14 protein-coding genes and 1 rRNA gene are annotated in these 14118 nt (G+C 41.1%); 10 read left to right on the top strand and 5 right to left on the bottom strand.

Annotated elements, in window-relative coordinates; translation table 11 throughout:
• Positions 1–48: 48 nt before the first annotated feature.
• Positions 49–561: a hypothetical protein gene (locus tag LNTAR_RS04510; RefSeq protein ID WP_007277453.1), complete on the bottom strand. Its 513-nt coding sequence runs from the start codon at positions 559–561 to the stop codon at positions 49–51.
• A 79-nt stretch (positions 562–640) separates the two neighbouring features.
• Between LNTAR_RS04510 and LNTAR_RS04505 the strand changes: the two genes are divergently transcribed.
• From LNTAR_RS04505 to LNTAR_RS04460, 10 genes are read left to right on the top strand one after another with little or no spacing between them, the layout of a single operon-like run.
• Positions 641–1189, top strand: coding sequence for a hypothetical protein (locus LNTAR_RS04505; RefSeq protein WP_007277452.1), 549 nt, complete (start codon positions 641–643; stop codon positions 1187–1189).
• Between the two features lie 30 nt (positions 1190–1219).
• The gene (locus LNTAR_RS04500; protein ID WP_007277451.1) at positions 1220–1603 is read left to right on the top strand and encodes a hypothetical protein; all 384 of its coding nucleotides are present in this window, start codon (positions 1220–1222) and stop codon (positions 1601–1603) included.
• A 6-nt stretch (positions 1604–1609) separates the two neighbouring features.
• Positions 1610–2929 carry a serine/threonine protein kinase gene (locus tag LNTAR_RS04495; RefSeq protein ID WP_007277450.1) on the top strand — a complete coding sequence of 440 codons (1320 nt, stop codon included), beginning with the start codon at positions 1610–1612 and terminating at the stop codon, positions 2927–2929.
• A complete protein-coding gene (locus tag LNTAR_RS04490) occupies positions 2926–4020 on the top strand; it encodes a tetratricopeptide repeat protein (protein WP_007277449.1) in 1095 nt (364 codons plus the stop codon). Before LNTAR_RS04495 ends, LNTAR_RS04490 begins: the two co-directional genes overlap by 4 nt.
• On the top strand, positions 4020–4535 hold the full coding sequence (gene lptE, locus LNTAR_RS04485) for an LPS assembly lipoprotein LptE (RefSeq protein WP_007277448.1): 516 nt from the start codon (positions 4020–4022) through the stop codon (positions 4533–4535). The genes LNTAR_RS04490 and lptE overlap by 1 nt, the downstream gene beginning before the upstream one ends.
• Positions 4535–5023 (top strand): 2-C-methyl-D-erythritol 2,4-cyclodiphosphate synthase, encoded by a 489-nt coding sequence (ispF, locus tag LNTAR_RS04480; RefSeq protein WP_007277447.1) that lies wholly within the window; start codon positions 4535–4537, stop codon positions 5021–5023. The genes lptE and ispF overlap by 1 nt, the downstream gene beginning before the upstream one ends.
• 2 nt (positions 5024–5025) lie before the next feature.
• The gene (locus tag LNTAR_RS04475) at positions 5026–6111 is read left to right on the top strand and encodes an MraY family glycosyltransferase (RefSeq protein WP_007277446.1); all 1086 of its coding nucleotides are present in this window, start codon (positions 5026–5028) and stop codon (positions 6109–6111) included.
• A 2-nt stretch (positions 6112–6113) separates the two neighbouring features.
• Positions 6114–6977, top strand: a complete 864-nt coding sequence (gene nadC / locus LNTAR_RS04470; RefSeq protein ID WP_007277445.1) for a carboxylating nicotinate-nucleotide diphosphorylase — start codon at positions 6114–6116, stop codon at positions 6975–6977.
• A gap of 1 nt (position 6978) precedes the next feature.
• Positions 6979–7617: a radical SAM protein gene (locus LNTAR_RS04465; RefSeq protein ID WP_007277444.1), complete on the top strand. Its 639-nt coding sequence runs from the start codon at positions 6979–6981 to the stop codon at positions 7615–7617.
• A gap of 16 nt (positions 7618–7633) precedes the next feature.
• Positions 7634–9892 (top strand): flagellar basal body-associated FliL family protein, encoded by a 2259-nt coding sequence (locus LNTAR_RS04460; RefSeq protein ID WP_007277443.1) that lies wholly within the window; start codon positions 7634–7636, stop codon positions 9890–9892.
• A 98-nt stretch (positions 9893–9990) separates the two neighbouring features.
• Here LNTAR_RS04460 and LNTAR_RS04455 read toward each other — a convergent pair whose 3' ends face one another.
• The 4 genes from LNTAR_RS04455 to LNTAR_RS04440 all read right to left on the bottom strand — a co-directional run.
• Positions 9991–11217, bottom strand: coding sequence for a pyrophosphate--fructose-6-phosphate 1-phosphotransferase (locus tag LNTAR_RS04455; protein ID WP_007277442.1), 1227 nt, complete (start codon positions 11215–11217; stop codon positions 9991–9993).
• A 179-nt stretch (positions 11218–11396) separates the two neighbouring features.
• Complete coding sequence (locus LNTAR_RS04450; protein WP_007277441.1) at positions 11397–11678, bottom strand: DUF1294 domain-containing protein; 282 nt, start codon at positions 11676–11678, stop codon at positions 11397–11399.
• A 1-nt stretch (position 11679) separates the two neighbouring features.
• Positions 11680–13128 (bottom strand): TrkH family potassium uptake protein, encoded by a 1449-nt coding sequence (locus LNTAR_RS04445; RefSeq protein ID WP_007277440.1) that lies wholly within the window; start codon positions 13126–13128, stop codon positions 11680–11682.
• A gap of 303 nt (positions 13129–13431) precedes the next feature.
• Positions 13432–14118 (bottom strand): 16S ribosomal RNA (locus LNTAR_RS04440); the annotation flags it as partial.

Below are 14118 nucleotides of genomic sequence, written 5' to 3'. Positions count from 1 at the left end.
GGAATCTCTTTTAAAAATTAAATCAAAGCTAACACTTTAGGCTTCACTTTAAAGCTCTTCAGTACACTTTAGTTTTTGCTCCAATAACGGTTGATTGGCTTTAATATAAAAGTCTTCATAGGCATTTTTTTGATCCAAACCTAGCAATTCATACTCATCTATAAAAAGACCATGATTTATATTATTCTCGTAGAGTTTTTTAATTAAAATGAGTTCTTCATCAGTCTTATAGTTTAAAGCTGGCAAATCATAATTTGTGTCATCTAAGACTTGTGAAAGCAAAAAATGAATCCTCTTATTATCAAAGCCTAAAAAACCCAAAAGATAAGAAAACTTAAATGCAAGACAATCATAGCCATGACCTATAGCTTTCCTTAAACTCCAACTCAACAATTTTGGTATGACTAAAATAATTGCTAAAACAAGCAATCCCTCAATAGGTGCAATAAGATGAATTAAGAGCGTCACAAAAAACAAGAGACAAAAATATCGCTTACTCAATTTTTTCAGGGGTGAAAAAACTAATAATAGATAAAATATTGCGTAAAGAAGATGGATCATCTTTAAGTTCCAGTTTTTCTGCTTAAGATATACTCAATGCTATTTGAGCAAGCTTAAATCATATAAACAAAAAGAAAAGATGAAAAAAGACGAAAAATCACAGATGGTTCTGGTGAACCCATCAAACAGAATTGTATCAGGCCTCGGGCTCTGTATACTCGGTTTAATTTTAGTTCAGTTTTGGCGCGATAGAAACATGGAGTTAGTGGGTGCCGACTTTATTTTATTCTTGGTCATTGCCTTTTTCTTTATCACAGCGGCTTACTGCCTCTTTTCCTGGTCAAAAACAACTTTTGAAAAAGGCTCAAACAGTTTTAATCAAGAGACCTATCATTTTGGTTTTCTTAAAAAAGTTCGTAAAGATGAATGCTCAAGCGTTTTCTTTCAGCAAACTCCTCAGTTACGCTCCTCTTACACCCTTTTCCTATCAATTAAGGATGCCGATGACGTAATTATCCGCGAAGGTCTTAAACGTTCGGAAGCTCGTAAAATCGGCAATAAGGTTGCCTCTATCTGTGGTCTCAACACGATTCCTGAAGATCCCGTGAAAGAAGAGAAAAAAACTATTCATAACTTTGATCAAGACATCGAAGAAGATGAGTTGGACGAAGACGAGTTAAACAATTAATTTTCAAGATAAACAAATTTAGGAACAAAGATGAGAAAAAATATATTAATTTTCGCCCTTTTGAGTGCACTAAGTTTCAGTTGTATTAACACTCCTGCCAACTTAAAGAATGAAGAAGGTCAATATGTTGCCCGTAACGGCAAAGTGATTGTCCACCTCGACAAACAAGCTACTGACTTATTTTACCCTTCACTAAAATATCTCGCGGATGATTTAGGTGCACAAATCACTTATAGCTCTAAAACCAAATTGGCGATGCAGGGCAAACTTGATAAAGGCTATGAAGTAAGTATTGAGCTCGAACAAAAGCTCAAGAGCGTTTGCGAAGTTCGCGTTTACTCAAGTCGACATAAAAAACCAAACGACATACTAAGTAATCAAGTTATATCTGAGCTTTTACCCCTCCTTCAGTAGGACTCAATGGAAGAAGGTCAAACCATCTATCACAAAGAACTTGCAGAGGACGACTTCCACAGCAGTTCTCAAGATCATGACTACTTAGATGTATTTGACACTCTTCCTGAACTTAATGATCGCTACCGCGTTCGCAAAATCATTGGGCGTGGTGGCAATTCTACTATTGTAAAAGCCCGAGACCTTCAACTTGGCCGTAGTGTTGCTTTAAAGATCCTCAAAGATCAGTACAAAAAAAAAGTCAAAGTCTCTCAGCGTTTTATCAATGAAGCCTTGATCATGGCCTATATGCAGCACCCAGGTATCATCCCCGTCTATAACCTGGGCAAAATCGGTAACAACGACGTTTTTTATTCTATGCCAATTATCACGGGTAAAACACTGCGTGAACTCTATGAAGATCATAATCTAAAAGACCTCTTAAAGATATTTAAAACGACTTGTCATACTTTGGCATACGCCCACGAACACAATATTATTCATCGTGATATCAAACCGGAAAACATTATGATGGATGAATATCAACGTGTCCTCTTACTCGATTGGGGCTTAGCTCGAAACCTCAATGAACAAGAACCACAGCACGACCCCATGCCCGAGGAAAAAGAAATGAGTCGCTTTGAGGATAAAGGCGACATTCGTTTAACGATGAACGGAGAAATAAGTGGAACGCCTGCTTATATGGCTCCAGAGCAAACACTCGGTTTAGGTCGAAGTACGAGTCGAGGTACAGATGTTTTTGCAATGGGAATCATTCTCTACGAAATCCTCTATGGCACACACCCCTTCACAAGGGAAGATTCCACCAACTTTAGACAAATCTTTAACGAGATAAAAAATACCACACCTCACTTTCCAAAGCGCGGTAGAGGAGGAAGTCTTATCCACCCTTCGCTCGTGAAAATTTGTCGCCGTTGCCTAGATAAAATCCCCGACCAACGTTATCAAGATGCGATACATTTAAGCGAAGAACTCGACTCTTTTCATAAAAAAATTAAAAAGAATGCTCTGATAAAAGCCCTCCTGCTTATATGTCTATTTGCGCTTTGCTCATCCGTGACTATTTTCCTTTACCTTAATAACTACAAAACTGAAGTAGTGAAGAAGGATATACAAATGTGTTGTATGATGTTAAACCGAACAAAACCTTCTGAAGAGGCACTTAATGCGGTGAGATTGAAGTTGCAAATGCATAAAAACGATTTACATAAAGCTGATAAAAAGAACTTAAAATTTATTGTTGGCCGACTGCAAGACCTAAAATCTAGAGGTCATCAGTTTGAGTCATCTTTAGAAATACTGCAAAAAGGAGCCTTGTTGCCGTGAAACACTTTCTCTTGTTGACCTTAATGAGCTATTCGGTCTTAGCTCTCACAGTCAATAAAAAAATTGAAGAAAACTTAGCCTTCGAAAAATATGATCAAGTCATCATTGATGCTAATCAAGCTTTGTTAACTGAGACTAATCGAAAGCAAATAGCCTCAATCATGTATTACAAGGCAAAAGCTCTCTATCACCAAGGTGAACTGGAAGATGCCTTTGAGATCCTTAAAGAACTTGTTGAAGATTATAACTTTGAAATTGATTATGAAAAGGTTTTAAATCTTCAATTTGAAATATCTAATGCGCGCTATGAAAAAAGTGGTAGTTCTAATTTCTTCGGTTCATCTGAGGAAGCGATTGAATTTTATGAAGCTCTCATTGCTCAAGCACCCTATTCAAAAGGTGCATCAACATCTATGCTGAGAATTGGCATGCTTCAACAAGATGATAATGATGATATTGCGGCAATGAGCACTTACCACAAACTCATAGCCACCTACCCAAAGTCTGATGAAGCGGGGTATGCAAGAATCTATATTGCACAATTTAATATTTTCAGTATGAGAGGTATTCACGGTAATTTAGAATTAATGCGTGAAGCTAAAACTCAATTAAGGCTTTTCATCAATCAGTACAACAAGCACCCCCTTCTTTCTGAAGCAAAAGATCAGCTTGCTAGCCTTGAAGAAGTTGAAGCCGAACGAACTTATAACTTAGCCCTCTTCTATCTCGATCCAGTACATTCCCGCCCTGCCGCAGCAAAACGCTACCTCTATAAAGTCGTTGTCGACTACCCTGACACTGAAGCCGCTGTAGTTGCAGAAGCTAAGCTGGAAAAACTCGACAAAAGCTACAAGGGCGAGATAAAAACTCGACAAATCAGCAAAAAGAAGAACGACGATCTACAGAAGAAATTAGAACAACAAATTTTTACCCCCTTAGCCCCTCAGGCAAGAGACCGTTCGACTCGTCGAATTATTGTTCGTCCTGAAGATAGTAAAGGTAAATTCCTAGTCCCAGTTGAAGATTTAGGACTTGATTTGGTTCCATTAGAAAATACTGACACAGTCAATAAAGAAGAAGGCGAAAAATAATGATCAAAAAACTTCTCATCAGTTCATTAATGGCTTTAGTCCTAGTTTCCTGTGCCGGTTACCAAGTCGGCAATATGGGCCACCCACAGATCAAACGCGTCAGCGTCGGCAAAATTAAAAACTTAAGTGATGAACCTCGCCTAGCCTTAATCGTCATGGACAAACTCAAAGAAGCTATTCGCCAAGACGGAACATACGAACTCGTCAATGCTGGAGAAGGTAAAGCAGATGCCATCATCCAAGGTACTCTTCCACAGTTTTCCTTTCGTAAAGTCGGCTTTTCTAAAAATGATGATGATGATAAAAAATACCGTGTCGACAACTATAGAGCTACAGTAAAATTCACTTATGAAGTTGTCACTCCAAAAAAACTTGTCATCCAAAAATTCACCATGACGGGTAATGGTGATTTCTCTGATGGTGTAAGTATCGAACAAAACCGAAGAGAAGGTTTGGAAAGAGCTTCCTACAGCATGGCCACCAAAGTTGTGACTCAACTCGCAGAAGGTTGGTAATGCTCAGGGTTGGAACTGGCTTTGACGTTCACCAACTCGTTAGTGGGCGTGATTTAATCATGGGGGGGGTAAAGGTTCCTCACAACAAAGGTCTCCTTGGACATTCTGATGCGGATGTCTTGCTGCATGCGATAACAGACGCCGTCTTAGGTGCTTTAGCCCTAGGAGATATTGGACAATGGTTTCCCGATACAAAAGAAGAGTTTAAAGGGGCAAATAGCGTCAAACTCTTACAGCATGTTCTTGACTCTAAATACTTGAAAGACTGGCATTTGGTTAACCTTGATTGCACAATAATTGCTCAAGAACCCAAATTAGCGGCCTACCTCCCTTCTATGCGCCAAGTTATAGCAAAGCTTTTTAATGTCACAATTAATGAAGTATCGATCAAAGCCACAACCTTTGAAAAAATGGGTTCTTTAGGACGCTCAGAGGGGATAGCTGCTCAAGCGAACCTTATGCTACAAAATACAACTTTAGAGAAATAATCGTGCAGGAATGGTGGACGATTTACCTTGGCGCAATGGTGCTTTCATTGGTCTTATCTCTTGTTTTTACGCCTATCTGCCGAAAGCTAGCATGGAAATTCAATATTCTAGATAAGCCTCATTCAGAAGGCCATAAAATGCATAGTGATGCTACGCCTCTTTTAGGTGGTACCGCAGTTTGTCTCGCTTGGTTAAGTACTTTACTGATAGGCTTATTTGTAGCTCGTAATAAAATCGATCTCCTACCCACAAGTTATGCTGACATATTCTCAAAAGGCAACCCCGCTCTAAACCAGTTTTTCGTCATTGCTTTCTGCGCTGTCAGTTTTGTCGTCCTTGGACTCGCTGATGATCGCAAACCCATGTCGGCCAAATTGAAAATGTTTTTACAAGCCCTCTTATGCTTTGGAACTGCCTTTGCAGGAGTGCGAATTTCTTTTATAGCCGACCCAACTTTAGCAAGTATAACCACGGGTTTCATACTTTTAACAATTCTTAATGCTGTAAACTTTTTAGATAATATGGATGGCCTGTGTTGCGGTGTCGGGGCCATTTGTGCAGGTGCATTTGCCATATCTGCAGGCTTACAAGATCAATACTTAGTCTCTGTGTTAGCCACTGTTACATGTGGTGCTTGTGCGGGATTCTATGTTTATAACTGTAACCCTGCAAGTATATTCCTAGGAGATTCAGGAAGTCATTTCGTAGGTTATATGCTTGGTATATGTGGTGTTTTAGTCACTTATACATCAGGTGAAGCTCACCAAAGTGGTTACCCCTTCATCATCCCTATACTTATTTTAGCTATTCCTTTTTTTGATCTCGCTTCAGTTATAGTCATTCGTACACGACAAGGCAAACCTATCTATATTGGTGATCACAATCACATATCACATCGTTTTGTAAAAATGGGCTTCTCACGTCGAGCCTCAGTATTTTTAGTTCATTCTTTATGTTTAATTATTTGCCTCTCTGGCATAGCTTTGATAAAAGCTAACATTGCTGTCATGATTCTCATTTTGACTCAAGTCATTGCGCTTCTCATTTTTATGACTATTTTGCACAGCAGACAAAAATTCAGGAAATAAATATGATCACTGACAAGCTAAAAATTGAAATTCAGACAGCTGTTAAAACAGCTCTTTTCGAAGATGTGGGTAGTGGTGATGCCACAACTCTAGGTTGCATACCAACCGACCTTCAATGCACTGCTAACTTTCTTGCTAAACAAGACTGTACTGTTGCTGGACTTACTGTTGCAGAAACCGTATTAAAAGAGCTAGACCCCAAGTCGACTTTTGAAATTTTAATTGGCGATGGCTCCCCATGTAAAAAAGGGGACGTCATGGCGATCGCCAAAGGCAATGCTCGAGCCATTATCACAGGAGAACGAGTTGCACTCAACTTCCTGCAACACCTCTGTGCTATAGCAACTACCACTTCGACTTTCGTGAAAGAAACTGAAGGGACAAAAGCAGAAGTTCTTGACACTCGTAAAACTACTCCAGGCCTAAGAGCACTCGAGAAATATGCCGTACTATGTGGTGGCGGAACTAATCATCGCTTTGGCCTTTACGACCGTATCATGATTAAAGATAATCATCGTGAGCTCGCTGCCGCAGAAGGCTCGGGAGGTATTTTACGTTCCGTTCGCTCTTGTCGAATGGCCTTTCCTCAAATTGAAATCGAAGTTGAAGCCGACACCTTGGAAGAAGTCCAAGAAGCTCTTGATGCAGAAGCTGACTATATCTTGCTCGACAATATGTCCAATGACGAAATGTCACAGGCAGTTAGTATGACTGGAAGTAAGTGTCTGCTTGAAGCTAGCGGGGGGATTACAATCGACCGAGTTGCGGAGATCGCAAAAACGGGAGTCGATTACATTTCTGTTGGTGCATTGACTCACTCTGCTGGATCAATTGATATTTCTTTAGAAATTAAACCTGGCGTATAAATTGCTCTACATCACCGAGATTTACAAAAGTCTACAAGGCGAATCTACATGGTCAGGTTTGGCCTGTATCTTTATACGTTTATCTGGATGTAATTTACGTTGCTCTTGGTGCGACACAGAGTATAGCTTTACTAGTGGTGACAAACTTTCAATCGACAACATCCTTGATCGCGTCGAACAACTCAACTGTGATCTAGTCGAAGTTACTGGTGGCGAACCTTTAGCACAGGACAAGGTTGGTGAACTCGTTCAAAAACTACTTGATCTCGGCAAAACAGTTTTAGTTGAAACCGGCGGACACATGGACATCAATTTAGTTTCGAAGGAATCTATACGCATAATGGACATCAAATGCCCAGCCAGTAAGATGTCTCATAAAAATGATCTTAAGAACATAGCAAAACTCACTCCCAAAGACGAAGTGAAGTTCGTAATCCAAAATAAAGAGGATTTTTTGTGGGCAGAGAAAACAATTCGAGAATACAAACTTGAAAAAAAATGTACAGTAATCATGTCCACAGTTTTTGGTCTTATGGACCGTGAGGAACTGGCGGGTTTGATTTTGCAATCTGGCCTAAATATTCGTATGCAAATTCAACTTCACAAACTTATTTGGAGTGAAGACACAAAGGGCGTATAACAGTAAAGAGGGATTCATGAGTACCTTAAAAGAGAATTTAGTTAAAATCGGATTTAAGGCCGATGAAGCCGATACTATTCTAGAAAAAATGCCTGGCACTGATCAGCAGAACTACAGTAATTTCTCTATGCCAGAGCTCGCGTTAAAGGCGGGTAATTTTCGCAACCAGTATTTAAAAAAAGCTGCCGTCCTTAAAAATAAGCTCACGATCCCTGGTGCTTCTGATGAAGATACCAATACCATGACTTTTAAACGATCTGCTCTTCCTGGCTCTGCAGTTGATGCCAATTCAGCAACAGGCTCTTCAAAACCAGTGCTCGACATGGAAGCAAGTGGAGTTGTCTCCCCTTCTCCTGGATTACAAAAGCCTGGTGCTTCAATCAATCTACAAAAACCTGGTGGGTCTCTCCTTGACTCAAATATCGCTCCTGCCAAACCAGCACCAACTTTAAATAAAACTGGTTCCACTCTAAAAAAACCCGCCCCCCCCCCTTCTGTAGAAGATGCAGATATGGGTATCCCCACAATGAGCTTTAAGCGTTCTACTTTACCTGGCGCTGCACAAGAAGTTAATCACTCAAGTTCTTTATCAAAAACACCCGGCAGTAGTTTATCCGCTCTTAACAACGCAAGTCCTGCTCCCAATCCCCCTGAAGCTAATAGTGCGTTTAAACTCAAGGGAAACACACTTAAAAAACCAAGTGAGAATAAAACATCCTCTAATGATGAGCTAGCTGGCATGAACCTCAACACAATGACCATGTCAAAAAGTGCTATCTTAGGTAATGCAGTAGATATATCTTCTGATCAAAATGCGAAAAAGCCAGGAAGTAGTTTACCTAGCACCGAAACGGCAAAAACTGAAGAAAGCCCTGCTCCACCTTCCGAGCAAGCCCCCAAAGTTGTCCCTCCTAAAACTAAACCTAAATTAGCTCTCAAAGGCAACAAAGGAATGATTACTCCACCTGGTTCAGGTTTAGAATTACCGAAACCAGGTTCTTCAAGTAAAGCTCCTGGCATTACGACTCCAGGCAGTGGCATAGCTCCACCACCAACGAGCTCTTCTGTTGGTGGACTCAAAGCTCCGGGAGGACTACAGCCCCCCTTTGGCGGACTTAAACCTCCGGGTGGACTTCAAGCCCCTGGTGGTGGACTCAAAGCTCCCGCTGGACTTCAAGCCCCTGGTGGCCAAGCCCCTCCCCCACCTCCTCCCCCTAGTGGATTATCACTTAAATCAGGTGAAGGTTTACATTCCCCTGGAGATATAGCTGAAGGTCACGATAAAAAACTCTCCCTCAACTCTCCAGCAGAAGACATAAATAAAACTCCCCATGAAGATGTCAATGAAACCGTCACAACGAGTCTCAATAAACTTAAAAAGGGCAAGCCCTCTAAAGCTGGAAAGAAGCCACTAATTGTTATGGTTGCCATTGGAGTTCTCCTTCTTGGTGGAATTGCTTTCTTAGTCACAACACTCTTAGGCGGATCTGATGAAGCGGAAGTAGCAAAAAAAGATGAAGTAGCCCCTGTAAAAGCTGCACCAGAAAAGAAGGTTGCACCAAAAGCTGAAGAAAAATTTAAAACTTTTGATATATCCGAAACCAGAGAATGGGCTTACAGAACTGCATCCTCCTTGAAGTTCGATTTAAAAAATGAGATTAAGGAAGCTTGGAGTCTCGAGTTGTGGATTAATACACCAGAATCTAACTCTGAAGGAAACCCACGCATTCTAAGCTTAAAATCTAAAGATGATATTGTCTTATTACTTAAACTAGATCAAGACAATCTATGCTCTATCAAAGTTGGAGAAGAAACTCACAAAGCTCCGAAAGCTTTTCGTTCTGGCAAAGCTCAATACCACTTGGCTTTGACTTGCGAAAATAAAGAAGTCCTCTTTCACATCAATGGCCGATATATTGCTAAACTACCATTTGAGCAAGTTTTTGACAACATTGTATTGGGTAGCGATAAAACAGTGGCCATCTTTGATGAGCTTATACTTAATTCGAGTACTTTTTATCTAGCAGATGAGAATTTTGTGCCTACTCGAACAGCTGAGCGAAATGAAGACACAATTCTCTACGTTCCTTTCGAAGCCACTAAAGATTCGGCTAAATTAAATATCTATCATCCAAAAGAAATAGCTACAGTCGCCATTGATTCTGAAGCTTGGCTTAATATAAAGCAATCTGTTTTAGATATCAGTGCTCTTTTAAGTGAACTTGATAGTGAAATAATTGACGATATTGAAGACGAAGGCACAGCTGTTCGTTAAAGCACAACACTTATAAAAAAAGGGATTAAATCAATTGATTTAATCCCTTTGTCTTTCAGTTTACACTCAGAGTATAAACTGATGGCTTCAGTAAAAGCTTAGTGAGCAACCTCAACTTTAGCACCTTTAGTCTGACCAATACCCGCAAGTACTTCGTCAAACCAAGCTTCATCGATATTGAATGGCTTACCACCAGCAATACGTGGGAACTCAATTGCGCGAAGCTCGTCATTTTGATCTTCGTCATGACCAACAACGCCACCGATACCTGCAAGAGCTGCTTCAACTGCTTTATCAGCACATTCTTTAATCAATGCTAAATCTTCACTATTTGATGCAGCGGCACGTGAATAATAACCCGACTTCTGAATGAGTACTTTTTCAGCGTTGAGAAGCTTTGCAAATTGACTGCCGAACCATTTACCTGGGTTAACTGCATCAAGTTTTGCGTGACCGAAAGCATCGCGAGGAACTTCTTCGCCGGCAGCTTCCATTTCTGCAATAATTTCTTCTAGACCAGCACCTTCAGAAATAAAGATATTTACATTATCCTGTTCATCCATCACTTTACTTAAACGTGCTGCTTCAGCTTTTATATCAACTGACATCTCTGGTACATAAATACCGTGAACATCGAGACGTTCTTTGCGAAGACCAAGTCCAGGTAGAAAATTACGCTTGGCTAGATTATCACGGTAAACTTTCGCCGTATAGCCCGTTAACCAACCACAGCTACGTCCCATAACTTCGTGAACGATAAGCATGCGAGGGTTAGCATTGTGCTCAGAAACAACATTAGCAAAGTATTCTGCACCCTCTTCTGCAGCCGTATAGGCACCAAGAGACTGTTTAATGGGAAATACATCATTGTCAATCGTCTTAGGAAGACCAACAACAATAAGCTTATAATCATTATCCGCGAGATAAGCCGCAAGGTCAGCCGCCGTCGTATTCGTATCATCACCACCAATTGTATGAAGAACATCAACTTTATCAGTAACGAGTTGTTGCGCTGCGACTTCAAGGGGGTTTTGACCCGGCTGAACAAGACCGCGCTTTTCACAGTCAGCAAGGTTAGTAAGCTTTACACGGCTATTACCAATTGGACTACCACCATGCTCATAAAGCACAGCTGCATTATCGCGAATATCTTGTGTAACTTCAAGTTTTTCACCGAGGAGCAAACCTTTATATCCACTAGTGTAGCAGATGATTTCAATTTCGGGTGCAATCTCAGTGTAACGTTCAATTAAACGACCGATCGCCGTTGATAAACAAGGTGCTAAACCACCTGCTGTTAAAATACCGACTCTTTTTACAGACATCTATTATTCTCCTGTGTTTCGTTAATTATTTGCGCCCTGCGCAATTTCTGTACATCAGACTAAATCAAGCGAGAAATAAATCAAGACTAAGTCATTAACACACGGTCGACAAACACAGTTTATGACCTACAAAAATCAACAAGCATTCATTCCTCGTCACTCGCTTCACAAGATAAAATCTAAGTCGCTGAATGAGTCAGTTGCCAATAAAAAAGAAATAGATGGAGAGCTACGATCAACCAAAAAACTAATTGGTAAGTAAACTTGGATGTTTTATGACGAAAGAACAATTGCCCGAGAATCGCACCTGGCCAACCGCCGAAAAACTCACTCAAATGCAAAACTTTCTCAGGGATTCGCTGAGACGATTTTTTCGCTTTCCATTTATCGAGGCCGTAAAGACTAAAAGTAATGATACTCATCGCTAAATAGAGGTAGACGATAAAAATCGGTACCTGCACTTCACCTTCTCCAAAAGTTGGGAACGAATACAATAATCACCGTAAATATCTCTAAACGGCCCAAGAACATGGCTCCGCATAAAATCCATTTATTCCAATCAGGCAACCAGGCAAAAGTTTCTGCAGGCCCTAACATCGCAAAACCTGGACCCATATTGCCCAAGCATGCGATTGCCCCACTCAAAGCAGTCGTTATATCGATCCCTGGTGCAAAGCTCAATGAAAAGGCCGTTAAGGCATAGAGAAAGATAAAAGCAAAAAAGAAGGCCAAGGATTTTTGGATCATTTCATCGTTCACTCGCTTACCGTTGAAGTGTAAGTTAATTAAACTATGGGGTAAAATCATCTGTTTAATTTTTATAAATGTGTATTTAACTAAAAGCACAATTCGCGCGACTTTTAAACCACCCGTAGTCGAACCTCCACAGCCTCCCATAAACATTATTAAGAATAAAATGATCTTTGATGGCGTTGACCACAGATTAAAATCATCCGAAGCAAAGCCACAAGAAGTTTCTAAACTTGCGACCTGGAAAGTCGAATGAGCAAAGCTTTGCGCCCAAGTATAACCCGCGTCAGTATGTAAGAAAAAAGCGATCACGGTCAAAGCAAAAAGGAATGTTGCTAAATACCAACGAAATTCTTCATCGCGAAAGTAACAAAAAATATCACCTTTTAAGGCTTTAATATGCAGCGTAAAGTTTGTCGCGGCCATCATCATAAAAAAAGTACTGACGTAAAGAATTGGAGAGGGCATCCCTACAAAACTTGAACTTAAAGGAGAGTAACCACCTGTAGAAAGTGTACTTAAACCGTGACAGACCGCTTCGAAAATCGGCATATCCAAATAGCGATAAATCACAATACATAAAATGGTTAAGCCCACATAGATCGCCCACAAAATTTTCGCTGTATCAATTGCTCGTGAAGTCACTTGTTCTGATTGAGGCCCTGTGGCTTCCGCTTTAAATAGCTGATACGCCCCAGAACCTAAAAAAGGCAAAATAGCCATGGATAAAATAACGATCCCTAAACCACCTAACCAGTTACAGAAACAACGCCAAAACAAGAGCCCCTTGGGCAGTGACTCTATATCAGTTAAAACTGTGGCTCCTGTTGTCGTCAGCCCACTCATGACTTCAAAATAACTATCAGTAAAACTCATGTTGGTTAGAGTCACAAAGGGTATAGCGGCGATTAAACAAACTGATAACCAGCCAACAGTTACAATGGCGTACACTTCTCGGGGATTCACTTCATGATTACGATCACGAGTCTTAAGGTGTAAAATAAGCCCTCCGAGTATGGAGAAAGCCGAACACTGAAATATCCCTTGGGTATCAGCTAAACTATCCTGCATGATCCAAGATGCGATCCCCGCAAAAGAAACGGCGGCGCCCATCACCATAATCAGTACTGACACAACACTGATAACTGCTTTGACTTTCATTCACACATCCTTAAATTTAGCCATGAATATACTTCATCTCATGATATAAACTAGTTTTTTACTTATGCTTGTAGAGTCTTTCATAACTCAGCCACTTGATTCTGAGTCATATAATTGCGCTAATCGCAAAGTTACGCATCCCACAATCAGCTCAAGTCCTGAGTAGACAAAAAAAAAGACGTCTCGAGGACGTCTAGATGCTTAATTGCTGAATTATACGATAGTAACGGGGTAATAAGTCTTGTAAAAAAGTACTCTTTTTCGGCCGAAGCCTTAAAGAGGTTAGTCTTTTTCATTCCTTAAAAAGGAGGTGATCCAGCCGCTGGTTCCCCAACGGCTACCTTGTTACGACTTCATCCCAGTCACTAAGCCCACCTTCGGCGTCTGCCTCCTGCAAGCAGGTTGGCGCAACGACTTCGGGTGAACTCAGCTCCCATGATGTGACGGGCGGTGTGTACAAGGCCCGGGAACGTATTCAATGAGCCGTAGCTGATGCCCATTTACTAGCGATTCCATCTTCATGGAGTCGAGTTGCAGACTCCAATCCGTACTGAGACCGGTTTTGGGGATTCGCTCCATATCACTATGTCGCTGCCCTTTGTACCGGCCATTGTAGCACGTGTGCAGCCCCGGGTGTAAGGGCCATACTGACTTGACGTCGTCCACACCTTCCTCCCGCTTAACACGGGCAGTCTCCTTAAGGTTCTCAGCATTACCTGTTAGCAAGTAAGGATATGGGTTGCGCTCGTTGCCGGACTTAACCGAACACTTCACAGCACGAGCTGACGACAGCCATGCAGCACCTGTTTTTGCGCCCCGAAGGGAATTCGACTTTCACCGAACGTCGCTCAATGTCAAACCCGGGTAAGGTTCTTCGCGTTGCCTCGAATTAAGCCACATGCTCCACCGCTTGTGCGGGCCCCCGTCAATTCCTTTGAGTTTTAGTCTTGCGACCGTACTTCCCCAGGCGGTACACTTATCGCGTTAGCT

Source organism: Lentisphaera araneosa HTCC2155 (assembly GCF_000170755.1).
GTDB lineage: Bacteria > Verrucomicrobiota > Lentisphaeria > Lentisphaerales > Lentisphaeraceae > Lentisphaera > Lentisphaera araneosa.
The sequence above is the reverse complement of the archived record's forward strand: the minus strand, read 5'-3'. Positions and strand labels throughout refer to the sequence as shown.

Excerpts from the sequence above, each read along its gene's own strand:
- LNTAR_RS04505 (WP_007277452.1), top strand. The coding sequence starts at position 641 with ATGAAAAAAGACGAAAAATCACAGATGGTTCTGGTGAACCCATCAAAC.
- LNTAR_RS04495 (WP_007277450.1), top strand. The coding sequence starts at position 1,610 with ATGGAAGAAGGTCAAACCATCTATCACAAAGAACTTGCAGAGGACGAC.
- LNTAR_RS04455 (WP_007277442.1), bottom strand. The coding sequence starts at position 11,217 with ATGTCTGTAAAAAGAGTCGGTATTTTAACAGCAGGTGGTTTAGCACCT.
- LNTAR_RS04510 (WP_007277453.1), bottom strand. The coding sequence starts at position 561 with ATGATCCATCTTCTTTACGCAATATTTTATCTATTATTAGTTTTTTCA.
- ispF (WP_007277447.1), top strand. The coding sequence starts at position 4,535 with ATGCTCAGGGTTGGAACTGGCTTTGACGTTCACCAACTCGTTAGTGGG.
- nadC (WP_007277445.1), top strand. The coding sequence starts at position 6,114 with ATGATCACTGACAAGCTAAAAATTGAAATTCAGACAGCTGTTAAAACA.
- LNTAR_RS04500 (WP_007277451.1), top strand. The coding sequence starts at position 1,220 with ATGAGAAAAAATATATTAATTTTCGCCCTTTTGAGTGCACTAAGTTTC.
- lptE (WP_007277448.1), top strand. The coding sequence starts at position 4,020 with ATGATCAAAAAACTTCTCATCAGTTCATTAATGGCTTTAGTCCTAGTT.
- LNTAR_RS04445 (WP_007277440.1), bottom strand. The coding sequence starts at position 13,128 with ATGAAAGTCAAAGCAGTTATCAGTGTTGTGTCAGTACTGATTATGGTG.
- LNTAR_RS04460 (WP_007277443.1), top strand. The coding sequence starts at position 7,634 with ATGAGTACCTTAAAAGAGAATTTAGTTAAAATCGGATTTAAGGCCGAT.